This is a genomic window from Sphingobium sp. TomTYG75 (genome assembly GCF_054771635.1).
The window spans coordinates 716798-740801 of sequence record NZ_BSRE01000002.1; the positions used below are offsets into that span (position 1 = coordinate 716798).

24 protein-coding genes are annotated in these 24004 nt (G+C 60.8%); 12 read left to right on the forward strand and 12 right to left on the reverse strand.

All coding sequences use genetic code 11. From position 1 onward, the window contains the following. Window positions 1-16: 16 nt before the first annotated feature. The 5 genes from ACYU81_RS16945 to ACYU81_RS16965 form a co-directional block, all read right to left on the reverse strand. A complete protein-coding gene (locus tag ACYU81_RS16945; RefSeq protein WP_460988866.1) occupies window positions 17-1627 on the reverse strand; it encodes a class I adenylate-forming enzyme family protein in 1611 nt (536 codons plus the stop codon). Beyond that, window positions 1614-2546, reverse strand: coding sequence for a beta-keto acid cleavage family enzyme (locus ACYU81_RS16950; RefSeq protein ID WP_460988868.1), 933 nt, complete (start codon window positions 2544-2546; stop codon window positions 1614-1616). Before ACYU81_RS16950 ends, ACYU81_RS16945 begins: the two co-directional genes overlap by 14 nt. Before the next feature lie 56 nt (window positions 2547-2602). Continuing rightward, window positions 2603-2833, reverse strand: coding sequence for a biotin/lipoyl-containing protein (locus tag ACYU81_RS16955; RefSeq protein WP_196227089.1), 231 nt, complete (start codon window positions 2831-2833; stop codon window positions 2603-2605). A gap of 102 nt (window positions 2834-2935) precedes the next feature. After that, the gene (locus ACYU81_RS16960) at window positions 2936-4060 is read right to left on the reverse strand and encodes an alkene reductase (protein WP_460988870.1); all 1125 of its coding nucleotides are present in this window, start codon (window positions 4058-4060) and stop codon (window positions 2936-2938) included. 73 nt (window positions 4061-4133) lie between these two features. Then, entirely contained in the window at window positions 4134-5036 is a 903-nt protein-coding gene (locus ACYU81_RS16965; protein WP_460988872.1) for an SDR family NAD(P)-dependent oxidoreductase, read from the reverse strand. 245 nt (window positions 5037-5281) lie between these two features. Between ACYU81_RS16965 and ACYU81_RS16970 the strand changes: the two genes are divergently transcribed. From ACYU81_RS16970 to ACYU81_RS16985, 4 genes are read left to right on the forward strand one after another with little or no spacing between them, the layout of a single operon-like run. Beyond that, entirely contained in the window at window positions 5282-6064 is a 783-nt protein-coding gene (locus ACYU81_RS16970) for a glucose 1-dehydrogenase (protein WP_460988874.1), read from the forward strand. 19 nt (window positions 6065-6083) lie between these two features. Then, a complete protein-coding gene (locus ACYU81_RS16975; protein WP_460988876.1) occupies window positions 6084-6845 on the forward strand; it encodes an SDR family NAD(P)-dependent oxidoreductase in 762 nt (253 codons plus the stop codon). A gap of 21 nt (window positions 6846-6866) precedes the next feature. Further along, window positions 6867-7661, forward strand: coding sequence for a ThuA domain-containing protein (locus ACYU81_RS16980; protein WP_460988878.1), 795 nt, complete (start codon window positions 6867-6869; stop codon window positions 7659-7661). After that, window positions 7658-8113 (forward strand): nuclear transport factor 2 family protein, encoded by a 456-nt coding sequence (locus ACYU81_RS16985; RefSeq protein WP_460988880.1) that lies wholly within the window; start codon window positions 7658-7660, stop codon window positions 8111-8113. The genes ACYU81_RS16980 and ACYU81_RS16985 overlap by 4 nt, the downstream gene beginning before the upstream one ends. On the opposite strand, the gene ACYU81_RS16990 is transcribed toward ACYU81_RS16985, so the two are convergent. The 4 genes from ACYU81_RS16990 to ACYU81_RS17005 form a co-directional block, all read right to left on the reverse strand. Next, window positions 8110-9225 carry an acyl-CoA dehydrogenase family protein gene (locus tag ACYU81_RS16990; RefSeq protein ID WP_460988882.1) on the reverse strand — a complete coding sequence of 372 codons (1116 nt, stop codon included), beginning with the start codon at window positions 9223-9225 and terminating at the stop codon, window positions 8110-8112. The genes ACYU81_RS16985 and ACYU81_RS16990 overlap by 4 nt on opposite strands. Window positions 9226-9229: 4 nt before the next feature. Next, window positions 9230-10435 carry an acyl-CoA dehydrogenase family protein gene (locus tag ACYU81_RS16995; RefSeq protein ID WP_460988884.1) on the reverse strand — a complete coding sequence of 402 codons (1206 nt, stop codon included), beginning with the start codon at window positions 10433-10435 and terminating at the stop codon, window positions 9230-9232. Window positions 10436-10536: 101 nt separating this feature from the next. Continuing rightward, a complete protein-coding gene (locus ACYU81_RS17000; RefSeq protein WP_460988886.1) occupies window positions 10537-11334 on the reverse strand; it encodes an enoyl-CoA hydratase/isomerase family protein in 798 nt (265 codons plus the stop codon). Window positions 11335-11446: 112 nt separating this feature from the next. Continuing rightward, window positions 11447-11977: a MarR family winged helix-turn-helix transcriptional regulator gene (locus ACYU81_RS17005; protein ID WP_460988888.1), complete on the reverse strand. Its 531-nt coding sequence runs from the start codon at window positions 11975-11977 to the stop codon at window positions 11447-11449. Between the two features lie 203 nt (window positions 11978-12180). Between ACYU81_RS17005 and ACYU81_RS17010 the strand changes: the two genes are divergently transcribed. The 3 genes from ACYU81_RS17010 (at window position 12181) to ACYU81_RS17020 (ending at window position 15305) form a co-directional block, all read left to right on the forward strand. Next, a complete protein-coding gene (locus ACYU81_RS17010) occupies window positions 12181-12987 on the forward strand; it encodes an enoyl-CoA hydratase/isomerase family protein (protein WP_460988890.1) in 807 nt (268 codons plus the stop codon). A 102-nt stretch (window positions 12988-13089) separates the two neighbouring features. Continuing rightward, the gene (locus ACYU81_RS17015; RefSeq protein WP_460988892.1) at window positions 13090-13839 is read left to right on the forward strand and encodes an SDR family NAD(P)-dependent oxidoreductase; all 750 of its coding nucleotides are present in this window, start codon (window positions 13090-13092) and stop codon (window positions 13837-13839) included. A gap of 26 nt (window positions 13840-13865) precedes the next feature. Further along, complete coding sequence (locus tag ACYU81_RS17020) at window positions 13866-15305, forward strand: aromatic ring-hydroxylating oxygenase subunit alpha (RefSeq protein ID WP_449468902.1); 1440 nt, start codon at window positions 13866-13868, stop codon at window positions 15303-15305. An 87-nt stretch (window positions 15306-15392) separates the two neighbouring features. Here the strand turns inward: ACYU81_RS17020 and ACYU81_RS17025 are convergent, their stop codons facing one another. From ACYU81_RS17025 to ACYU81_RS17035, 3 genes are read right to left on the reverse strand one after another with little or no spacing between them, the layout of a single operon-like run. Further along, on the reverse strand, window positions 15393-16088 hold the full coding sequence (locus tag ACYU81_RS17025) for a 2-oxo acid dehydrogenase subunit E2 (RefSeq protein WP_460988893.1): 696 nt from the start codon (window positions 16086-16088) through the stop codon (window positions 15393-15395). A gap of 49 nt (window positions 16089-16137) precedes the next feature. Next, window positions 16138-17274, reverse strand: coding sequence for an epoxide hydrolase family protein (locus ACYU81_RS17030; RefSeq protein ID WP_460988894.1), 1137 nt, complete (start codon window positions 17272-17274; stop codon window positions 16138-16140). Further along, window positions 17274-18671, reverse strand: a complete 1398-nt coding sequence (locus tag ACYU81_RS17035; RefSeq protein ID WP_460988895.1) for a phosphotransferase family protein — start codon at window positions 18669-18671, stop codon at window positions 17274-17276. Before ACYU81_RS17035 ends, ACYU81_RS17030 begins: the two co-directional genes overlap by 1 nt. A 196-nt stretch (window positions 18672-18867) precedes the next feature. Between ACYU81_RS17035 and ACYU81_RS17040 the strand changes: the two genes are divergently transcribed. From ACYU81_RS17040 to ACYU81_RS17060, 5 genes are read left to right on the forward strand one after another with little or no spacing between them, the layout of a single operon-like run. Beyond that, the gene (locus tag ACYU81_RS17040; protein WP_449468906.1) at window positions 18868-20034 is read left to right on the forward strand and encodes an acyl-CoA dehydrogenase family protein; all 1167 of its coding nucleotides are present in this window, start codon (window positions 18868-18870) and stop codon (window positions 20032-20034) included. A 23-nt stretch (window positions 20035-20057) separates the two neighbouring features. Continuing rightward, a complete protein-coding gene (locus ACYU81_RS17045; protein WP_460988896.1) occupies window positions 20058-21041 on the forward strand; it encodes a thiamine pyrophosphate-dependent dehydrogenase E1 component subunit alpha in 984 nt (327 codons plus the stop codon). 10 nt (window positions 21042-21051) lie between these two features. Continuing rightward, a complete protein-coding gene (locus tag ACYU81_RS17050) occupies window positions 21052-22086 on the forward strand; it encodes an alpha-ketoacid dehydrogenase subunit beta (RefSeq protein ID WP_460988897.1) in 1035 nt (344 codons plus the stop codon). 23 nt (window positions 22087-22109) lie between these two features. Next, on the forward strand, window positions 22110-22925 hold the full coding sequence (locus ACYU81_RS17055; RefSeq protein ID WP_460988898.1) for an enoyl-CoA hydratase/isomerase family protein: 816 nt from the start codon (window positions 22110-22112) through the stop codon (window positions 22923-22925). A 34-nt stretch (window positions 22926-22959) separates the two neighbouring features. Continuing rightward, window positions 22960-23961, forward strand: coding sequence for a hypothetical protein (locus ACYU81_RS17060; RefSeq protein WP_460988899.1), 1002 nt, complete (start codon window positions 22960-22962; stop codon window positions 23959-23961). Window positions 23962-24004 lie beyond the last annotated feature (43 nt).

Genomic DNA, 24004 nt, shown 5'->3' on the forward strand with positions numbered 1-24004 from the left:
CGCGCCGATGCTCTGCTTATTCCCCGCCCAGGAATTGCTTGCGGATCAGCCCGCGCTGGACCTTCCCCGATGCTGTGCGGGGAAGTGCAACACCCAGTTCGATCCGGCGCGGAATCTTGTAGGCGGCCAGCGACTGCCGCGCGAAGGCGATGAGCTGATCGGCATCGAGCGCATGACCCGGACGAACTTCCACCGCCGCCGTCACTCCTTCGCCCCATTTGGGATGCGGCAATCCGAACACGGCGCAGTCCATCACCGCCGGATGATCGCGCAGCACAGCCTCGACCTCGGCCGGATACACATTCTCCCCGCCCGAAACGATCATGTCCTTGATCCGGTCGGTCAGGAACAGATAACCGTCCTTGTCCAGCCTTCCCCCGTCACCCGATCGATACCAGCCGTCGATCAGCGCTTCCGACGTGGCCTTCGGGTTGTTCCAATATTCGATCAGCAGGCTGGGCGACTTCACCCAGATTTCGCCTGGCTGGTCCACGGGCAGAAGTTGGCCCTGCGGATCGCGGATCGCAACGCTGAAACCGGGCAAAGGCCGCCCCACCGACCGGAGCAGATGAGGGCGACGGATGTCATGCTCTTGCGGCCCAAGGATCGACATCGTCCCGGTGTTTTCGGTCATGCCGTAATATTGCAGGAAGTGGCAGGAGAAGCGATCGACCGATCGTTCCAACAGACCGGGGTCCATCGACGCGGCGCCATAGTGGATGCCACGCAGTGTCGGTACGCGTACATTGCGCGCGTCCATCTCTGCTATCAGCCCGCGCACCAGCGTCGGCACGATGAAAGTGCGGGTAACGCCAAATTCCAGGCAGGCGTCCAGGATGGTCGCAGGCGCTGTGTCGGCGATGATGTGAACGGTCGCACCGCGCACCAGGGCTGTGCATACCCATGACATTCCGCCGATGTGAAAGGTGGGGAGGGGGGAAAGCAAAACCTCGTCATCGCCCCAGTCGGCGAAATAGCCGGACACATTCTCGACATGGCGGTGGATGCCGAACGCATATTGGGATGTGACGACACCCTTGGGGCGCCCGGTGGTGCCACTGGTGTAGAGTTGCAGGCAGGGTGCGTGCGGGTCCAGTGGCTTGCGAGGCGTTGGCTGTGCCGCTGCGATCCGGCTGCGAAGACCTTGCGGCCCTTCATCATCCACGACCAGCGTCGGAAGGCCTCGCTTGTCCGCTTCCCTGAGCAGCGGAAGGAACTCGCTATCCGCAATGACGAGGCTGACCTCGCTGTCCTCCAGCACATAGGCCGTTTCCGGAGCCGTATTGCGCCAGTTGATGGGGACGAGGACCGCGCCAGCGCGAATGGCCCCGATCAATATCAGGAAGAAGAGATCGTTATTCTTGCCGAGATAAGCGACGCGGCCACCCTGCCTGACGCCATGCTCGCCAAGCAACGTGACGACCGCATCGCAGCCCCGATCCAGCTGGGCATAAGTCCAGCTATGATCGCCGAATATGATGGCCAATTTGTCCGGCGAAACGGCAGCGGCGACATTGGGATAATCGGACGGCAGGATGAGGCCGCTATCGTCGAGCGGCGGCCCTTCCGCGAGCGCCAGACCCTCCTTCAGCAGCCCGCCAATCGCTTCACCGTCAGAATGCGACATCGTCTCCACCCTTTGTCTGCATCAGGGCGCGGGCTTCGTCCGCCGTGGCCACGGTCAGGCTGAGTTCTTCCAGCACGCGGCGGATTTTCGCCACCTGTTCGGCGTTGGACGTCGCCAGCTTGCCCCTGCCCGCATAAAGGCTGTCTTCCAGACCCACGCGCACCGATCCACCCAGCAGCGCGGACAAGGTGACGAGCCGCATCTGGTGCTTTCCTGCGGCAAGCGCGGAAAAGATGAAGTCCTCGCCGAACAGCCTGTCCGCCGTCGTCTTCATGTGCATGACATTTTCAGGATCGGGGCCAATGCCGCCCAATATGCCGAACACGCCCTGAATGAAGAAGGGCGGCTCCACCATCTTGCGGTCGACGAAATGGGCAAGATTGTAAAGATGCGCGACGTCATAGCATTCGAACTCGAACCGCGTGCCCTGGTCCGACAATTGCGTCATCGCCTGCTCGATCTGGGCAAAGGTATTCGACAGGATAAAGTCTTTGGTCATTTCCAGATAGGGCAGTTCCCAATCATACTGCCAATCCGAAATCTTGGCCCCGGCCCCGGAAATATTGAAGTTCACCGATCCCATGTTCATCGAACAGACTTCGGGCCGGAACATCTTTGCGGGCGCCAGCCGGTCAGCCAGGCTCATGCCCAGACCGCCGCCGGTGGTGATGTTGACGATGGCGTCTGTGGACTGCTTGATCCGCGGGAGGAACTGCCGGAAGAGTTCGGGATCTTGTGATGGCTGCCCGGTTTCGGGATTGCGGGCGTGCAGATGAACCATCGCGGCTCCTGCCTCTGCCGCCGCGATCGCCTCAGCGGCGATCTGGTCAGCAGTGATCGGCAGATGGGGGCTCATGCTCGGCGTATGGATCGACCCCGTGACGGCGCAGGTAATGATGACCTTGTCGGTGCGTTTCATATGATTTTCGGCTTTGCGCCGCCTCTCCAGAGATGACAGTTCTTATCAATAATTCGTCAGATAATCTCGCCCAGCACGGTGCCCACGGGATAGGTTTCCCCGATTTCCTTGAAAATCTTCAGCGTGCCCGATGCAGGTGCTTCCACTTCCTGCGTGGACTTGTCGCTTTCCAGAGCGAATAGCGGCTCTCCGGCCGTTACTGCCCCACCATCGGCCACGAGCCATTCGGACAGCAGCCCTTCATTCATCGAAAAGCCGAGCTTGGGCAGCAGGATTTCAGTCGACATGATATTTTCTCCTTGGGCGGCGCTACCGTGACGCCGAAGATGATCGATTTAGCGTGGTGGCGAATGAACGACGTCCGCGTCCATCGCCATGATATTTGTCTCTCAGACGGAACACCCCGATGCGCTGAAAGCAGGATAGTCCGTGTAACCTCGTTCCTCTCCGACATAGGCATAGTCGAAATTCGCCTCCGCAAGCGGAAGGCTGCTCCTTATCCGGGCGACGAGGTCAGGGTTGGCGATGTAGGGACGGCCAAAGGAAATGGCGTCCGCCTTGCCCTTGGCAATGGCGTCGCCCGCAGCGGGGCCGTCGAAGCTGCCATTCTGAATGATTGTTCCTGAAAAGACGGCGCGCAACCGTTCGATGACCGGGTAATCGGGCTTTTCCATGAAGCCCGAGGCGATGGGCTCGATCAGGTGAATATAGGCAAGCCCGCTCTGCTGCGCGAGGCGGCCGATCGCCTCGGTCAAAGCGCCCGGGTCCGCATCGCCCATGCCCTTGCGCTCGCTGGTAGGGCTGACGCGAAGGCCCACTCGGGCGGGATCGACCTCGGCCGTCACCGCATCGATGACCTCACGCAACAGCCTGACGCGGTTTTCCACACTGCCGCCATAGCCATCCTGCCGATGGTTGCTTTTTGATTGCAGGAACTGGTCGATGACATAGCCATTGGCGCCGTGGATTTCGACGCCATCGAAGCCCGCGCGCTTTGCGTTTCTTGCTCCCCGGCCATAGGCGGCGACAAGCTGGCCGATATCCGCCTGCGTCATTTCGCGCGGTACTACATAGGCCTTCATCGGCAGGAAACCGCCCTGATAGTCTTCAGGAGGCGGAGCCATCGTTTCACCTTCGCCGGCAATGGGCGATGGAGCGATCGGCTGCTGCCCACCGATATAATCCGGCAACACCAATCGGCCCATGTGCCAAAGCTGGCAATAGATGCGCCCGCCCGCCGCATGGACACGCTGCATGACGGCTTTCCAGGCCGTCGTCATCTCGTCCGACCAAATACCCGGAGCGCGATACCAGCCCATGCCTAGCGGATCGACCGCAGTCGCCTCCGAAATGATGAGGCCTGCATCCGCCCGCTGCGCATAATATTCGCCTTGAAGCGGGGTGGGCACGTGCCGGTCGTCCGCACGGGCACGGGTCAGGGGCGCCATGACCACCCGGTTGGGAATGTCCAGCGACCCGATCGTCAGTGGTTCAAATAAAGCGTCCAGAGACATTGCGATATTCCTGCGAGCTTACCCATCCAAAGAGGCGGCGGACGTTCGACGGCCCGCCGCCGTCACGCTGCTATTAGGGATCGAGCCATTCGCCCGGGTTGATCCCGGCGTTCGAACGAGCGAATTTCAAGATCTTGGAGACGCGTTCGCCGAGCACCGTCGGGTCCTTCGACGCTTCGCAGCTCGGACCATGCTGCCAGCTTTCCGCGACAGTGATGCCGTATCCCCAAACTTCGAACACGCGGCCACTCACCTGGCTTGCCTCGGCGCTGGCGAGCCAGGCGACGAATCCCGCAATCCATTCGGGGTCGCGGCGTTCCAGCTGCTCGGGCGTCCATTCGCGCAACCCCGCCGTCATGCGCGTTTCGGCACGCGGCGCGATAGCATTTACGGTGACGCCGATCCGCTGCAACTCGCGTGCGGCGACCTGGCTGAAGCTCGCAATGCCGCCCTTGGCTGCGGCATAGTTCGCCTGGCCGATATTGGCGAACAGGGCCGAGTGCGACGTCGTGTTGATGACACGAGCGTCCGGCTGGCGCCCCGCCTTGCTTTCCGTGCGCCAGTAATTGGCGGCGTGGTGCGTCGGTGCGAAGGTGCCCTTCAGATGCACCTTGACCACGATGTCCCATTCCTCTTCGGTCATGTTGACCAGCATGCGGTCGCGCAGGATGCCCGCATTGTTGATGAGGATGTCGAGGCGGCCGAAGGTTTCGACGGCCTGGCTGACCATCTCCCGGGCATTGTCCCAGTTGGAAACATCACCGCCATTGACGATGGCCTCGCCGCCCAGAGCCTTGATCTCGTTGACGACCTCTTGCGCGGGGGTCAGGTCTTCGCCGCCGCTGCCCGCTGCGTCGCCGCCCAGATCGTTGACCACGACCTTCGCCCCATGCTGTGCAAGCTTGAGCGCATAGGTGCGGCCGACACCACGCCCGCCGCCCGTAACGATCGCCACTCTGCCTTCTAGAAAACTCATGCCCTCTTCCTTGCTTACCTAGGAAATATGTTTGTGCGCGGTGGCCGAACGAGCGTCGCGTACGCCTAGCCCGTCCTTGCCTCTTTACGCATCTAATCCGTATGCGTACTATATGCTTTAGATCGTTTATGCAACATCTGTCAGCACCGAGGGCGGTGTCACAGGAATAAAAGTGACATATGTCGTGTATTGGTGGCTGCGGCAATGTTCAGCAGACAGGGGAAGGCCCGGTGGGAGAGGCGGCAATGGGAAGGTTGGAACGGAAGGTCATCATCATCACGGGCGCGGGTTCGGGCCTTGGCCGGGCGGCAGCAATCCGCTGTGCGCAGGATGGCGCGCAGTTGGCGTTGGTCGATGTGAACGCCAAGGGTCTGGAAGAAACGAACGGCGCCGTCCGGGAGCTTTGCCCGGAGGCAGAAATTCTCCTGGTGCAAGCTGATGTGTCGCAGGAAGATCAGGTGCGCACCTATGTGGAAAAGACCGTGACCCGCTTCGGCACGATCGACGGTTTCTTCAACAATGCGGGCATCGAAGACCGGCAGGTGGCTACCGAGGATGTCGATGTCGAATTTTTCGATCGCATCATGGCGGTCAATGCCAAAGGTGTCCTGCTGGGCCTGAAGCATGTGCTGAAAGTGATGGCGGGGCAGGGCCATGGCCGGATCGTCAATACTGCCTCCGCGCTAGGTATCCGCGGCTCGGGGCGGCAGGCCGGTTACACCGCCAGCAAGCATGCGATCGTGGGCCTGACCCGCAACGCAGCGCTGGAATATGGCGCGATGGGAATCGGCATCAACGCGGTCGCTCCGGGCGCTATCCTGACGCCACTGGTTGAAGCATCGCTGCGCCAAATAAATCCCGATGACTGGCAGGAAGCCGCCGCGCAGTTCGTCGCGCATAATCCAATGCGCCGGATGGGCGCCCCAGACGAGGTCGCGTCGGTCGTCGCCTTCCTGCTGTCCGCCGACTCATCCTTCGTGAACGGCGCCGTCATCCCGATCGATGGCGGTCAGTCTGCGCAATATTGATGGGGGAAGGGTCGGTCATATGAACATCATGGGCAAAATCGCGCTCGTCACGGGAGCAGGGCAGGGCGTGGGGCGCGGCATCGCGCTGGCTTTGGCGGCTGGCGGAGCGATTGTGATATTGGCAGGCCGCACAAAGGCCAAGCTGGACGCCGTGCATGCCGAAATAGCGGCTGGGGGTGGCCAGTCGGATGTGGCTCCACCCGCCGATGTGAGGAACGCGGCGGACATAGAGGCTCTCTTCGCCTATGCCGTCGATCGCCATGGCGGCGTCGATATCCTGGTCAACAATGCACAGCAGGCGGTGCTGGCGCCGCTGCTCGACATCGATGATGAGGGGCTCTTGCTGACCTTCGAGAGCGGACCGTTCGCGGCGTTCCGCATGATGAAGGCGGTTCATCCCCATATGAAGCGGCGCGGCGGCGGAGCGATCATCAACATCGTCTCTTCGACCGCCGTAAACTGGGACACGAGCGGGACCGCCGTTTATTCGGCCGCGAAACAGGCGATCGGCGCGATCACGCGGGCGGCGGCATCCGAATGGGGACCAGACGGCATCCGCGTGAACAATATTGCGCCACTTGCCGGGTCGCCCGCCATGCTCGCCTGGCTGGACGCCAAGCCGGAGGGACCGGACGCCTATCTGTCCACCATCCCCATGCGGCGGATCGGTGATCCCCAGTCCGATATCGGACGCGCTGTCCTTTTCCTCGCGAGCGATGATGCCGCCTACATCACCGGCGCGACTATCCCGGTGGATGGCGGGCAGGCGAATTGGAACTGAAGCGATGGCAAGGGAAAAGCAATGAAGGATGAACCGGCAAGCGGCATCGTGCGGGCGTTGCTCGTAATTGGTGGAAACTTTCATGATTTCGACATGGTGCGCCGCCGCTTGCTGGAGCGGTTGGGGGAGCATGAGCGCATCAGGGCGACATGCACCAACGATTTTCATGATCTGGACGCGCTGAGGACCGCTGATTTTCTGTTGACCTACACCACGAACATCTTCCCAGAAGGCGAGGCGCTGTCAGAATTGGAGCAATTCCTGGCGCGCGGCGGAAGGTGGCTCGCCGTCCATGGCAGCGCGGCGTACATCGAGTTTTCCGGCCCAGCGGTGGAGATTGGCGGCATAAAACTGCCCGGCCTTACGGACACGCCAGACCGGCATCCGGCCTATATGGATCTTTTGGGCTGCCGCTTTCTCTCCCACCTCGCGCCCCAGCCCTTTACCGTGCGCCCCGTATCCGACCACCCGATCGTAGCGGGCCTGCCGCCTTTCGAGGTGGTGGACGAACCCTATATTCTGGAACTGCGAGGGGAGAGCGAAATCTTGCTCGAGTCCCACTATACTGGCGATGCCCCCGGCTATGTGAAGGGGCCATGGCTAGAGGATGCGCCGCGTCCGCAAGCGGTGCTGCATCGTCACGGCGCGGGCGAGGCGCTGTTCCTGGCGCCGGGCCACAGCTGTGGACGATATGACATGCAACCCTTCATCGCGGAGATTGAGCCGCAGGTCGGACCGTGGGACAGTCCGGTCTATATGGAAGTCATCCGGCGGGCGATCCGCTGGGGCGGGCGCATGTCGGTTAGCGCGCCATGACCCATCCCAACCCTATCGAAGCGGTCTTGAAAGCCGCATATGCGCTCGACGAAGCCGTTGATGCGAAAGATTGGCGGCGCGTAAGACGCAGTTTCACGCCCATGGTCATTGTGAGGATAGGGGTTCTGGTAGGCGATGAGGCTGCGGTCGTGCCTGTGGACGAGTTGGTGGCAGGGATCGCGTCGCTCAATCCTCCCGCCAAGACGTCCTGCCACATGTTGCTCAACCCGATCGTCTCCGTGACGGCCGAGCGGGCGACCCTGCGCGCCAAACGCTATGGCTGGGCCAGTTGCGAAGAGTTGACGCCGCCGCTTCATGAGCTTTGGGGCCTGCTATCTTATGGCTTCAGGTTGGCAGACGGAGAGTGGCTGATCGAAGAAATGGGCCTTGTTACGCTCCGTGAAGCGGGGAATCAGGACGTCGCCCTGTTTCGCGATGTTGCCCAATCCTAACGACCTTCCACCTCATCCGTAGCGTGGGCAAAGCGAGCAAGATGCAGGTCTGCGTCGCCAAACTGCCGCGCGATGACGAAGAGGCGGCGATAATGGTGGCTGATGTTCAGTTCTTCGGTCACGCCGATTCCGCCGTGAAGCTGGATCGCCTGCTGGCCCACGAACAGCCCTCCCGTAGACGCCTGAACCTTGGCCGCTGACACGGCGGCGGTCCTGACGGCCTCATCTTCGTCCATCGCGCCCAGCGCATTGAACAGCGCGGAGCGGGTCATCTCCACCTCTATCAGCATGTCTGCCATGCGGTGCTGAAGAGCCTGAAAATTGCTGATGGTCGTGCCGAACTGCTTGCGGACCTTCAGATAATCGCGCGTTGCCCAGAGCGCAGCGTCCATGATGCCCAGCGCTTCGCCGCAAACGGCAAGGATGGCATGATCAACGGCCAGGGCAATCGCACGTTCGGCCTCAGCGCCCTCGATTAGCAATTCGGCTGACGCGCCCTCCAGATGGATGTCGCAGACCCGCCGATTGTCCAGGGTGCGATAGCGGCGCAAATCGACACCAGCTTGACCCTGTTTAACGAGATAAATGCCGACCTGATCATCATGCCGGGCGGTCACGAGGAACATATTTGCGTGGTTCGCGCCCTCGACCAGAGATTTGACCCCCGTGAGGAGCCGCGACGACCCCGAACCTTCCGCGCGTGTTTCGACAATCCGCCAGTCGCCGCGCCCCACAGGCTCCTGCAAAGCGACAGCGGCGCGCTGTTCGCCCATGATCAGGTCCGCGAGTAGGGCGCCTGCCCTGTCCGATCCAATGGCCGCCAGCAATTGGGTGGCGAGGACATGGCCGACAAAGGGTTCGGTCACCAGACCGCGCCCCAGTTCCTCGGCTATCAGCGCATTTTCTGTGACGCCGCCGCCAAAACCGCCCGCTTCTTCCGTCAGTCCCGCGCCAAGCCAGCCCAGTTCGGCAAAGGCTCCCCAATGATCCGGCGCGACCCCGTCCGCCGATCGGATGATGGCGAACCGCTTTTCCCAGTCATATTCCCGTTCGATGAAGCGCCTGACGCTGTCCCGCAGAGCGTCCTGCTCGGCTGTATAATTGAAATCCATGATGTCACAGCTCCAGGACGGTCTTGGCGATCAGTGTGCGCTGAATCTCGTTCGCCCCGCCATAGATGGTGGTGGCGCGGCGGAACATCGCCTTGGCCGCAACGCCGATGCCATGTTCCGGCGTCGGGCTGACGCCATGATCCTGATCGTACAGGCGATATTCGGCGTCGCCATCGGTGCTGACGGCTATGCCAAGGTCGCCCAATGCTTCGGCGGCGAGGTCGGCCACGCGCTGGCGCAGTTCCGACCCGCGAACCTTGACCAAAGATGCGACGGACGCGCTGCCATGATTGTCGGATGTCAGTGCGCGCAGCACCGCGATTTCCAGCGATTTCGTGTCGATCTCGATACGGGCCAGCTTTGCGCGAAAGAGCGGGTCTTCGATCAACGGACGCCCGTTCTTCCTCTCGATCCGAGCGATTTCGCGAAGCTGCGCGATGTCACGCCGGGTGTGCGGGACTTCGGCGCTGTTGGTGCGCTCATTCCCCAGCAGGAACTTGGCGTGGGTCCAGCCTTGCCCTTCCTCCCCGATGAGGTTTTCCACTGGCACGCGCACATCGTCGAAGAAGAATTCGTTGACCGTCAGTCCCTCGTCCAATGTCCAGATCGGGCGGCGGGTGATGCCGGGCATCTTCAAGTCCACGACCAGCGACGATATGCCAGCCTGCGGTTTGACGTCAGGGTTCGACCGCACAAGCATGAACATCATGTCGGCATGATGCCCTTCGGTCGTCCAGGTCTTTTGCCCGTTGACGATATAATGATCGCCATCCCTCACCGCGCGCGTGCGCAGCGATGACAGATCGGAACCCGCGCCCGGCTCCGAAAATCCCTGCGCCCAGAATGTCTCGCCCAGCCTTATGCCGGGAAGATAGGCCTGCCGCTGCTCTTCGGAACCAAAGGTGTAGATGACAGGCGCGACCAGTTCGGCACCGATCCGGTCTGCGGTTGGCGCATAGGCGCGGCGCGTCTCATCCTCGAAGATGAACCGCTGAACCGCGCTCCAGCCGGGACCGCCATGGGCGGCGGGCCAGTGCGGCATCGACCATCCCCGCTCGGCGAGAATGCGCGTCCATGCCGCCTGATCCTCGCGGTGGGGATGAAAGTCGTGGCGGCCGCGCCGGGCGAGCTCCGCTGGAAGGTTGGCTTCCACAAACGCACGGATTTCAGCTCTGAACGCCTTATCCTCTTCACTGTAGGCGGGATCCATCGGCTCAACCTAGCCCTATATAGTGTGTATCAATACCATATGCATACATACGTAATGCAGGGGAACGCAAGATGGAAAGCGCCCAATCCTTCGAGCCGCCATCAACGGCCAGTGAAGGACGGGTGCCGCTTTTCGCGAACCGCACGCAACGCTTCGCCGAAATCGGCGGTGTAGGTCGCCAGTCCTTCATAAGCGACGCCAGCTTCGAACACGGAACTGAACAACTGCCGCAGGGCGATGTTGGTGACCGATTTGGTGTAACGTATTGCCGATTGCGCGCCGCGAGCGAGGCGTTCCGCATATTTGGCGACATAGCCGTCCAGTTCGGCCGCCGGAACCACGAAGCTGATCAGATTGCATCTTTCCGCTTCCACCGCGCCGATTGCTTCGCCGGTCAGCAGATAATGCTTCGCCTTGCCGAAACCGATCAGTTGCGGCCAGATCAGAGCGCCCCCGTCACCGGCCACAAGGCCCAGCTTAACGTGGGGGTCGGCGAAGCGGGCATGATCGGCGGCGATGACGATGTCGCACAATAGGGCAATGGACGCGCCGAATCCGATCGCGTCGCCATTTACCTTTGCGATCACCGGCTTGGGGCAGTCGAGCAGCCCCATGACGATGCGCCGCATGCTCTTTGCATCATTGACGAAAGGCTCACGGCGGCCTGCGGCCTGGTTTTCCAGCCACTCCAGGTCGCCGCCTGCGGAAAAGGCGCTGCCTGATCCGGTCAGAACGATGATGTCGCTCTCGGGGTCATCCGCAGCGTCGAAGAAGACGCGGGCCATTTCCTCATGGAGGGCGGAACTGACGGCATTCAGCACGTCTGGGCGGTTCATCCTTATGGTCAGAACCCGCCCCTCACGCTCGAAAGCCAGGGTTTCATAATGCTCGAACTTCATGTCCTCTCCCAGTGATGCTTGGGTTCGCTCGACCTTGTAACAACAGATAGCAGAACTTAGAACGCTAGCATACTATCGACCGCAAAAATATGCGAACGGCGCGGAATTTGCCTCAGTCCAATACCTCCGTTCCGCCCGCGTCGATCGGCAAGCTGCCTGACAGGAGTCGGTTTGACTCCTCCAGAAGGTCCGTCAGCATAGCGATTCGTTCGGACCCCAGCTTTCGCGAAAGCAGCTCGTCCTGCTCCACCGCGCCGATCTTCAGCGGCTGGTGCAATGTCTGCCCTTTTGCGGTCAAGTGAACCATCACCAACCGCCGATCGGCCGCGACCCGCCGCCGCTCTATTATGCCTGCTTTCTCAAGCCTCTGAAGCGTCTGTCCGATTGTGGCTTTGCCAATCTCGAGTCTTCGCGACAATTCTACCTGAGAGAGAGGTTCTTCCAGCCATAATTCTCCAAGAACATAGGCTTGCGCGGGCGCTATTCCTGTCATCCTGATTCTCTCAAGATAATCCGCTTGCGTGATACGGGCCAGCAATTGCGCCTGATATGCCAATGTCTTCTTGAACATCGGGAATGAGCATTGTTGCGCGTCGTTATCCGACTTTTTCGCCCGCTTCATCTTGTCACTGCTTCTCGCCACCCTCATCCCCCTTTGTTCCGTGCCGGATGCCGCTGCGAATCATGTCGACGTTTGGCGGTGGCCTTGTCCCATCATCTTGCATCATGGCCCTGCCTGCATCAATAAATGACATTTGTATGTTTATGCGCCATATTGTAGTGACGATTGTCAAGGAGCGTTGAGCGATACTCAAACGCGATCTGCCAGAATCAGGAGAGAAGCACGTGAAGGGAAATGTGGACACGCAATGGCCTGCTGATGGCATCGCATTGATCACGGTGGGCGATGGCGGCGTATCGGGAAGCCTTACCACCTGCGCCACGGTGAGCCTGCTTGCGGATGCATTGGAGGCGGCGATCGAGCAAAAGGCCCGCGTCATCGTGCTCGCGTCATCCATGGAGGGGCATTGGCTCGAACATGCCTATCTGAGCGACATCGTGAACCTGGTCGAAGGTAAGGCCGCCACCGGTGATCCCGCCGGGTGGTTCCGCTCGCTCCAGCTTCTCAACCGTGGACCTGCGGTCACGATTGCCGCGATCAACGGTGACACATCGGGCGGCGGTTGTGAGCTGGGTTGGGGATGTGACTTGCGGGTCGCGGAGGAGCAGGCGCGCTTCAGCCAGCCGGAAGTAGCCATTGGCGCAGGCACCGGGATCGGTGGAACGTCCCGCCTGATGCGTCTGATAGGACGGACGGCCACCGCAGAAGTCGTCCTGACAGGGCGCCCCCTGACCGCGCAGCGGCTATATGAGCTTGGCGGCCTTAATCGCGTGGTTCCCAAAGGCAAAGCAGTCGAGGAGGCGCTTGCGCTCGCGCGGCATATCGCATCGCTCCCGCCGCAGTCGGTTGCCGGGATGAAGAAGATGCTGGGCGAAGCGGAAGATCTCAACCAGAGCCAAGGCATCGAGAACGACCAGCTGATCAGCCAGGGGCTGTTCGCGCACCCCGACAGCTTGGCCAGCATGAAGGCGATCCAGGCACGCTTCGACGCTGGCGAAGGCATGGATCAACTTTACTGGAAAAATGACTAATGTCGGCTATTGAAAATAGTATGCTAGCATAGTAATGATAATGGGGCGCGGAGGCCGGTCGTTCGGCTTTGCCAGTCATTATCCAAAAATGGGAGAGGGTTCATGGATCTGGGCTTGTCAGGATTGAAGGTCATCATGGGCGGCGCGACCCGCGGGATCAGCCGCGCCGCCGCCGAACTGTTCGCTGCGGAAGGCGCGCAGTTGGGCCTCTTCTCGCGCAACGGAGACGCGCTGGAGGAATTTAACAGCGAGTTGGGCGGCAAGGCCGTCACACGGGAATTCACGCTGGAGGACCGCGAAGGGTATAAGGCGATGCTGACGGGCCTTGCCGAAGAACTTGGCGGGTGCGACATATTCATCCATTCGATCAGCTCGTCGGGCGCGCAAGGCGCCATGGACTGGGACGAAAGCTATCGTATCGACATGCTGGGCGCGGTCGATGCATGCGAAGCACTCGAGCCGTATCTTGAAAAGTCGCAAGCTGGCTCGGTCATCTTCATGTCGAGCACGGCCGCAATCGAAACATTCCTGATGCCCCAGGCGTTCAACGCCATAAAGGCGGCGCTGATTACCTACGGCAAACAGCTGTCGCAGGTCTGGGCGGCGAAGGGCGTGCGTGTGAACATGGTGACGCCTGGCCCGATCAGCTATCCGGGCGGGAACTGGGAAGGGGCCAAGGCGCTCATGCCGGACCTCTATAACGGTATCGTTGCCCAGATTCCGATGGGACGTCTGGGATCACCCCAGGAGGTTGCGAAGTCGATCGTATTCCTCGCCAGCCCGGCGGCCGACTACGTTACGGGGGCCAATCTGGTCATCGACGGCGGCTTTACGAAGCGTGTCCAGTTCTGATCCGGGGGTACTCAGGAGTAAGATAAATGGCGGCCAATGCTCGCTACGCGGAAATCCGGTTCAACGACCGTCCGATTAAAGAACAACTGTCTGATCCGGAAAGCTTTATCCTGGAGCCGGGGGAAGTCACCGCCGACTTTGAAAAAAAGTCGCCTTGGCGTCTGGAAGACCTCCATCCTAATATCGCCGATTATCGTACCGTCAAAACCAGCAGGTCCATCGATCCGGCGGTGATGGCGGCCGAGGAGGAGCGGTTGTGGAGCAAGGTCTGGCTGCTGGCGGGGGTTTCCAGCGATATTCCCAATGTCGGCGACTGGTTTCGGTTCGACGTCGGCAAGCAGTCCATGATCATTGTCCGCAACAAGGAAGGCGTGGCGGCCTTCTACAATGTATGCAAACATCGCGGAAACGAACTGGTACAGGATGATTTCGGCCACGGCGCCACGTCCTTTACCTGCATCGTGCACAGTTGGCGGTTCAACCTGAACGGTAAGAATGTACGCGTGACCGACCGGGAGACATTCCGCGAGGAGGCGCTGTGCCAGAACCTGGACCTGACCCCGGTCCATGTCAGGGAGTGGGGCGGATTGGTGTTCGTCAGCATGAATCCCAATCCGATGCCGTTTGAGGAATATTACGCCGATCTTCTGCCGATGCTCGCTTCCTACAAGATTGAGGAGATGTTCGTCGTCAAGCATTTGACGGTCGATATCCCCGCAAACTGGAAGACGATGTACTCGGCGTTCAATGAGACGTACCACGCGCACGCGACGCATCCCCAGATCAAACCCTATGTCGATGACCATTATGTCCAGTACGACTTCTACCGGAACGGGCATAATCGCAATCTGTTCTCGGTAGGCTCTGTCAGCCCTCGCTGGCCGGACAATCGCTTCGTCAATGTCGGTCTCGCCTATTTTCTTCAGGAAGCGGGCGTGAAGATGTCTGCGCTTAAAGGCGATGCGCGGCATGTTCGTCGGACGTTGCAGCAGGCCAAGCGCAGCGAGAACAATCCCTTTGGCGTGGATTATTCCGGCTATACCGACAATCAGCTGACCGATGACTGGAACCCGTCGCTGTTCCCGAACGTGACGATGAACATGCATCCCGAAGGCATATTGCTCCAGCGGTTCCGGCCTCATCCGACCGACCCGGAACGCGGATATCAGGACGTCTTCGTCTTGTCTGCCAAGCTGGCGGAAGGTCGGCGGCCGCCAGCCTATATGGGCGTGGAGGACGATGTCGACGTTTCGGGCAAGGTTCGCCCGCCGATCCGTCGTTCCACCCACGAAAACCCCATGGCAGGTGAAGTGGTCGAGCAGGACATCGCCAACATGGTGACGATGCAGCGCGGCATGCGATCAAAGGGACTGAACGGCACCATCGTCTTTTCCGAGCAGGAGCGCCGGATCCAGCATTTCTATGCTGAGCTGGATCTCTATCTTGAAGGCAAAAAGGGGGGCTGAGCCACGCTATTTCGCCAGAAATGGCATGGTAAGGCCAAAAGGGCCGCGCATCGGATGATACGCGGCCCCTTTCTTGTCAGCTGCGGGTCAGATCGTGGGAGGAGAGAAGGCAGCGCCGCTTTCCAGTTCCTGCGCCAAACGGGTGAGGAAATCGCCCGCAGGAGCGCCATCAATGATCCGGTGATCGACGGTCAGCGACAAGCCCATAACCGGCCTCACCACTATGGTCTCGCCATCTTCCGCTACCCAAGGCTTCGCTGTCATGCGCCCCAGGCCGACGATCGCTTGCTGAGGATAGCTGAGGATCGGCGTGAAATGCTCGACGCGCGTCAGGCCCAGATTGGTGACCGTCACCGTGGCGCCTGTGAGTTCGGCGATGGTGAGCTTGTTCACCCTGGCCCGCGCCACCAAGTCCGCGCGTCGCTCCGCAATGTCGGGCAGGGAAAGGTTGCCTGCATCGAAAATGGCCGGTGCGACCAGCGCGCCGGGCAGCGCGATTGCGCAACCGACGTGAATCTGCTCCTGCGGCTCCACGCCACGATCCGTCTCCACCGCATTGAACAGGGGAAAATCGCGCAGGATGGATGTCAGGGCGGCGATGATCAGATCTTCATAGCCCAATTTCGTGTCGGCCGCTTTCCAGCTATTGCGGGCAGCGACAAGCGCGGATGCGTCAATGTCGCAGAAGAAGCTGAGCTGGGCGGTCTTTTGCAGACTTTCACTCATCTTCTGCGCGATGATTCCCCTGATGCCCGTCAGGGGGAGTATGTTCTCAGACGCCATTATATGCCCTCAATATCAGTGATTGGATCGCGCTTCGCCGGACATGCAGTCAGCCGCGGAGCGCCCGGAAGCAGTCGCGGAGTTCGCGCACGAAGATGTCGGGTTGTTCCCAGGCGGCGAAGTGGCCGCCCTTATCGACATTGTTCCAGTGAATGATGTTTTCAAAGTAACGGTCTGCCCATGCGCGGGCAGGCCAGATGATCTCACGCGGAAAGTGGCTGTACCCCAGCGGCACCCGGACATTTCTGGGCCGGAAACCGCTCATGCTTTCCCAATAGAGCCGCGCGGACGACGCGCCGCTGTTGGTCAGCCAATAAAGGGTGATGTTGTCCAGCATCTCGTCCAGAGAGAAGACGCTTTCCGGCACCCCGTCGCAATCGGACCAGCGTTGCAGCTTTTCATAAATCCACGCTGCCTGGCCGATCGGGGAGTCCGCCAGCGCAAAGCCGATCGTTTGCGGCTTGGTCGCCTGAAGCCGGGCATAGGCGGATTCCACGTCATTAAACTGCCGCATCGATTCCAGCGCTGTCTGCGCTTCAGGATCGAGAGAGCCCCCCAGATCGGGCGGCACGATGGAGAGCATGTTGAAGTGGACGGCCGCCAGCTCCGCAGGCTCATCGACGGCGAGGCACATCGTCACCAACGAACCCCAGTCGCCGCCCTGCGCCACATAACGCTCATACCCTAACCGCCGCATCAACTCGGCCCACGCTTTGGCGATCCGTTCCACTCCCCAACCACTGACGGGAGGCTTTTCGGAAAACCCATAACCGGGGAGAGAGGGTATGATGAGGTGGAATGCGTCTGAAGCCTTCCCGCCATGGGAAAGCGGATCGGTCAGCGGGCCGATGACGTTGCGGAACTCCAGCACTGAACCAGGCCAGCCATGTGTCAGCAGGAGCGGCATCGCGTCCGGCTCGGCCGAACGGATGTGGAGGAAATGGATGTCCAGCCCGTCGATGCGCGTGCGGAACTGGCCAAGGCCGTTAAGCAGCGCCTCGCATTTCCGCCAATCATAATTTGTCCGCCAATGATCGACCAGAACCCGCAGCCGGGCTGACGGGACGCCCTGTTCCCAGCCTGATACAGGCTCCTCATCCGGCCAGCGCGTCCGCTCCAGCCGCTGGCCCAGATCGTCAAGCTGCTCCTGCGGAACGTGAAGCGCGAACGGTTCTACGAGGGACATCACGAACGCTTCAGCACGGAATGCAACACCAGGGCGATGCGGTGCATCAGCCGCTGGGTGAAATGCGCCCCTGCGCTTGCAACCAATATGTCGTCGCTCAGACCCTTCTCAAAGGTATCGCGTCCGCCCTTGAGCACCAGATTCATGAGCCGTAATCCGGCACGTAGAGCGAAATAATCAATCTGCCTCTGCGGAATGTCCAGGCCGCCCGCAGCGCGATAGGCATCCATGAAACTTTCCCAGTCAGTCGCCGCGATTACGACCGGGTAACAATAGCCAAGGTCCTCACCCGGATGACCGATCGCCGCCTGCTCCCAGTCAAGAACCGCGGTGATGTTGCCGTTCTCGGCCAGAACATTATGAAAAATCATGTCATTGTGGACGATCGATCGCCGGTCATCCAGACAGTCGACATTGGCGCGCAGCCAGGAAATGGCGGCCGACATGGTAATCGAAGGCCAGCGGGCAAGGGCGTGCCATTCGCTCGCCATCTCAGCCAGTTCCGCCTGCCAGCTTTCAGTGTCGAATGAACTGCGCGAAGGGCGCAGGCCCTGTCCCACTTCTTCGACCGGCTGCTTGTGCAGGATCGCCATCTGCCTGGCCAGATCCAGCACTACATTGCGGTCAGCGACTGGCAGCCAATATTCCGGTTGCGCTGTCGTGCCCGGAGCATGCTCGACCAGCATGAAGGGGGCATCGAGCCACGCGGGGTCCGTTTCGACCATAACCGGGGCTGGCACGCGCATGCCCGCCTTATGCAGCAGGTCCAGCAAATTGAACTGTGTCAGCTCGTCCAGGAAGCTGTCATTGGTGGCAAGATTGGGGATGCCGCGCTGGATGACCAGCCGGGCAGGAAGATCGCCCATATCTGTGAGGCCAAGCAGCGCCGTCTGGCGCGATCTGCCGCCGACGACCAGCTTGAACGAATCGACGCGCAATCCTTCGCGCCCGGTTCGCTGCCGGAGATAGGCTTCCAATCTTTTGGGATCGATGGAGTCCTTATCTGCTCCCACCTGCCGGGGCGCGGCGCGCTCGACATCGTCCATGCGCGCGACGGCTGACTCCAGAAGTCCGCGCTCACCGGCTATCGCGTCCCTGAAAGCGGTAAGTTGATCGCCCCGGTCCAGACATCCGGCCACGTCTGTGATGACCGCGCCCGTCGTTCGATAGGCGGCGGCGTTTTCAGCGGGGCCTCCTAATCGGTCTGTGTCAACGAGCTGCACCGGACTGGGCGAGTCCATGAAGGCAGATGGCCCCATTTCCAATCCATTGGCCGTAGCGGTCAGGACTCGTATGCCATTGTCCAGCGTGGCGCGTGCATCGCTGTCGGTGACGAAGGGGCGCACCTCTCGCTGCAAGGCTTCGGCCACGGCCCAAATATGACGTGCGTTTGTCATCGGCTTCCTCTTTAGACCGCATGCATATGGTACGATGACATATTAATCAACAGACGCATTGCAGGAGGTCAAAATCCATCCTTTTCCGCGCTACCCCTCAGCGCGCTTGACATAGGGAGTGGAGCATATAGTAATATCGCGTACCAATGTTTGGGCGCGCTTGAATCGGCAAGCCCCGCGCAAAGAGAGCAGTGCAGTGGATATAAGCTTATCAGAAGAACAGGAAGCCATCCGTGACAGTGTGCGGAAGGTGTGCGACCAGTTCGGGGACGATTATTGGTCCCGCTGCGAAGATGAAAAGACCTTCCCATCCGAATTCCACAAGGCGATGGCTGATGCCGGATGGTTGGGCATCACCATGCCCGAGGAATTTGGCGGTGCCAATCTGGGCGTAACCGAAGCCGCCATCATGATGCATGAGGTGTCGGCAAGCGCAGGCGGCTATTCGGCGGCAAGCACGATCCACCTCAACATCTTCGGCCCCCATGCCGTGGTGGTTCACGGCACGGCCGAGCAGAAGAAGCGTATGCTCGAACCGCTGATCGCGGGCACGGATCGCGCCTGTTTCGGCGTGACGGAGCCGGACGCCGGGCTCGACACGACAAGCATCAAGACCTTCGCGACGAAGGTGCCTGGCGGATATCGCGTCACTGGCCGCAAAATCTGGACATCGTCCGGGCAGGTCGCGAACAAAATCCTGCTGCTGACCCGCACGACGCCCAAGGAACAATGCAAGAAGCCCACGGACGGCATGACGCTGTTCTACACCGACCTCGACAAAAGTCAGATTGAGGTGCGCCGTATCCCCAAGATGGGCCGGAACGCGGTGGATTCCAACGCCACCTTCATCGATGATTATTTCGTGCCGGATGAGGACAGGATCGGTGAAGAGGGCAAGGGGTTCCATTACATCCTGCACAGCCTCAATCCCGAACGCATACTCGTTGGCATCGAAGCGGTCGGGCTGGGCCGGGGAGCATTGGCGCGAGCGGCCAAATATGCCGGCGAGCGCAAGGTGTTCGGCCGCTATATCGGCCAGAATCAGGGCATCCAACATCCGCTGGCGGAAAACTGGACCTATCTGGAATCCGCCTATTGGATGATCATGCGGGCGGCGCACTTGTATGACACGGGTAAATCCTGCGGCGCGGAGGCGAATGCGGGCAAGTTCCTGGGTGGCCGCGCTGCCTTTGACGCTTGCACCCGCGCCGTCATGACGCATGGCGGCATGGGCTATTCGACCGAATATCAGGTGGAAAGGCTGTTCCGCGAGTCAATCCTGATGCGGATCGCGCCGATCACCGAGCAACTGATCCTGAGCTTCATCGCGGAAAAAGTCCTGGATCTGCCGAAGTCCTATTAAGAAAATCAGCTGGAGTGGATGACATGTCCAATTGGCCAAAACCAGACGCGGCAACGCTCCTGGAAATCTATCGCAAGGCAACGCTCATCAAGCAGAATGACGAACATGTCATCAAGCAGATGATGGCGGGAAAGCTGGTGATGCCCTATTACAGCCCGCGCGGGCAGGAAATCATCCCCTCGGCAATCTCCGTCAGCCTGGATGATGACGATTATATCTGCACCATCTATCGCGGCATCCACGACATGCTGGCCAAGGGTTTTCCTCTGGATGAGCTGTGGGCGGAACTTGCAGGCAAGGTGACCGGCACGTGCAAGGGCAAGGGCGGGCCGATGCACCTGACCTGCCCTGAAAAGGGCATGATGGTGACGACCGGTATCGTGGGATCGTCCATGCCGATCGCCACCGGCCTTGGCTGGGCAGCGAAACTCGACGGCCGCAACCGGGTGTCCGTCGCGAACTTTGGCGACGGGGCGACGAATATCGGCGCCTTCCATGAATCGATGAACATGGCGGCCGTGTGGAAGCTGCCCGTCATTTTCCTGTGCCAGAACAACCATTATGCCGAGCATACGGCTCCCGAATATTCGCGCGCGATCGACCGCATTTCGGATCGGGCTGCGGCTTATGGGATGCCCGGCGTGACCGTCGATGGGAACGACCCGGATGAGATGTTCGGCGCTGCCAAGGTGGCGATTGAACGCGCCCGGGCGGGGGAGGGGCCGACACTGATCGAGGCCATGACCTTCCGCTTCAATGGCCATATCCTCGGTGAGGCAGGTCATTACATGGACAAGGCGATCTATGCCGAGGCGCAGACCAAGGACCCGATGCCCGTCCTTCGTACCCGGCTGCTATCCGAAGGCATCGCCACGGAAGCGGACCTAGCCGAAATCGAACGGGACGCGGACAGCCGGATCGTGGCCGCGATCGAAGCCGCCATGGCGGCAGACTTCCCCGACGTCGCCGAACTGAAGCGTGACGTGTTCGCTGAAGAAATCGCTTGAGGTAATGGCAATGACCGACACAATCACTGCATCCGCCGCGCAGGCTTCACCCGCGTCGCAGGACACCGAACCCAAGAAGATGACGATGGTGGAGGCCATCAATCTGGCCCTTCACGATGCGATGGAGACCGATTCCAAGGTGATCGTCCTTGGCGAGGATGTCGCCGATCCGCAGGATGGCGGCGTCATGGGCGTGACCAAGGGGCTGTCCACCCGCTTCGGCGAAGAGCGCGTCAAATCCACGCCCATATCCGAACAGGCGATCATCGGCGCGGCGATCGGCGCTGCCGTCGGCGGCTACAAGCCGGTGGCCGAGATCATGCTGATGAACTTCATCGCGGTCCCGATGGACATGATCTTCAACCATGCCGCCAAGCTGCGCTTCATGTCGGGCGGCCAGACCGGCGTGCCGATGGTCATCCGCACCATGACGGGCTCGGGCTTCTCCACGGGTGGCCAGCATAGTGACTATCTTGAGGCGTGGTTCGCCCATACGGCAGGCATTAAGGTGGTCGCGCCTTCAACCCCCGATGATGCCTATGGCCTGATGCGGGCGGCGATCGACGACCCCGATCCGGTGCTGTTCATCGAGAATATGCCAAGCTACTGGACCCCCGCGCCGGTGACCAAGCAGCTGGTGCCGATCGGCAAGGCGCGCATCGCTCGCGAAGGCGCCAATGTGACGATCATCGCGCATTCGCTGATGGTAACGCTCAGCCTGGCCGTCGCGGACGCACTGGCAGCGGAGGGGATCTCGGTCGAGGTCATCGATCTTCGCACCATATCGCCTTGGGATCGCGAAACCGTGCTTGCCTCTGTGCGCAAGACCGGCCGGGCGGTTGTCGTGCATGAGGCGGTGAAGCAGTTCGGCATCGGCGCCGAAATCGCGTCGGTCATCTCCGAGGAACTGTGGGGCACGCTCAAAGGCCCGGTCCAGCGGGTGGGCGCAGCCTATTGCGCCGTGCCATTTTCCAAACCGCTGGAGCAGGCGTTCGCGCCCAGCGCCGATACGATCCAGGCGGCCGTTCGCAAAGCGCTCGTCTGATCAGCAGGGAAGGAATAGCGGTCATGCTTCAATCGGCGCCGGACGAAAGCTATCTGGTCGATTTGGAAGATGGCGTCCTGCGTCTGTCATTCAACCGGCCGCAACAGGGCAACGCCATTCCCAAGGCGATGGTGCCGCTGCTGACTGAACTTTTCCGCGCGGCGCAGGCGGATCGAACCGTGCGCTGCATCCTGGTCCGGGGCGAGGGCAAGGTTTTTTCGGCAGGCGGCGACGTCGCGAGCTTTGCGGACTCGATCAAGCAGGAGGCGGGGGTGCGGCAGGCGGATTTCGCTCGCCGCCTTCCGTTGGCACGACACTTGGTGGAGGCCGTCGTCGCGTTCGATCGGCCAATCCTTGCATCGGTACGGGGAGCGGTCGCGGGCGCGGGACTGTTCTACCCCCTGATCGCCGACTATGCGATTGGCGACGAAAGCGCGACTTTCGTCTTCGCCCACCAGCGTGTCGGACTCAGTCCCGATGGCGGCGTGACAGCGGTGCTTCCGCAGGTGGTGGGAACGCGCATGGCCCGCATGCTGCTGCTGACGGGGGCAAAGGTCGATGCCGCTGAAGCGCACCGCTTGGGCATGCTCCACAAGATCGTTGAAGCAGAAGCGCTGGAAGGGGAAGCGATGAAGATCGCCCGCCGCCTCGCGCAGGCGCCGCAGCGCGCCGTCGTGGCCGCGAAAAAGCTGGTCAATGAAGCGGCCGCGCGCAGCCTTGCGCAGGTCCTTGATGCAGAAACAGACGGCATCGTCGCCTGCGTCGGCGACGCTGATTTCGAAGAGGGCGTGACAGCCTTTCTCGAAAAGCGCGCGCCGGTGTTTCCCTCCGTCCGCTAAAGGCGTGGGCGCTCCCCCTGCGTTGGAGAAGATCATGCACATCCCGCTGAAGGAAACGCCCTGGGAGGGCGCCTTTCCCGATATCGACAATTGGAGCGAGAATTTCTGTCTCGCCGGGTTCGATCCGCAATCGGGCGTGGGCCTCTGGTTCCACATCGGCCGCTGGCATCATGACCTAACCCTCTTTCGTGAGGTCGTCATCATCCGCTTGCCCGACAACACGGTCATTGCCCATCGAGCCATCGGCAATGCCCATGCCGCTGAGGATGGGCCGGGCGGACCTCATCTGGCGGTGCGGATCGTGGAGCCTGGACGCAAGCTGACTTACCGCTTCAACGGTGGCGTGATGCGTGTTCCCGCCGCGCAGATGCTCGACGGGCTGGTGGGAGACGGACGGCGTACGCCTGCTTCGTTTGACCTGACCTTCACATCGACGGCCGACATCTGGGATCTCCATAAGGTGGGCGCGTTGCAGGAATTTCTCCCTGCTGGCCACATCGAACAGCCCGGTCTTCTTTCCGGATCAATCCGCGTCGGCAGTGAGCAATTCTCTTTCAACGCGATGGCCAACCGGGATCACAGCCTTGGCGGGCGCGACAACCGCAATCTGCACAGCCATCAGTGGTTTCAGGGCTATTTTGAAAACGGCTTGTCCTTCCTGCTCTTCGATGCGGAAATCGATCAGGGTGAACAGGTCGTGTTTTCAGAGGCCGTCATCTACGAGGATGGCAAGAGCTTCGAAGCCAGGATCGAACAGATCGAACGATGCAACCATGTGGATGACGACCAAAAGCTGATCCGGACGGTGCTGAGTTATGAGAACGGCACGCTGGTCATCGACACGGCTGGATTCCACGGCAGCTCCTACCTGTCGCTCGCTTCGCCCAACGACACATATGTCGGCGTCTATCCTACCGATCCGGGTCCGACGCGCGTGGTCGACGAGCAGTCCGTCAGCCTCCTCCTCAACGGGACGGTGAAAGGCTATGGCTGCTACGAACGGACGATCCCCGGCGCTCATATTCGGGAGGCTTAGAGGGACGCGCCATCCGGCATATATTTCCAGCCGGAGGGCGTGT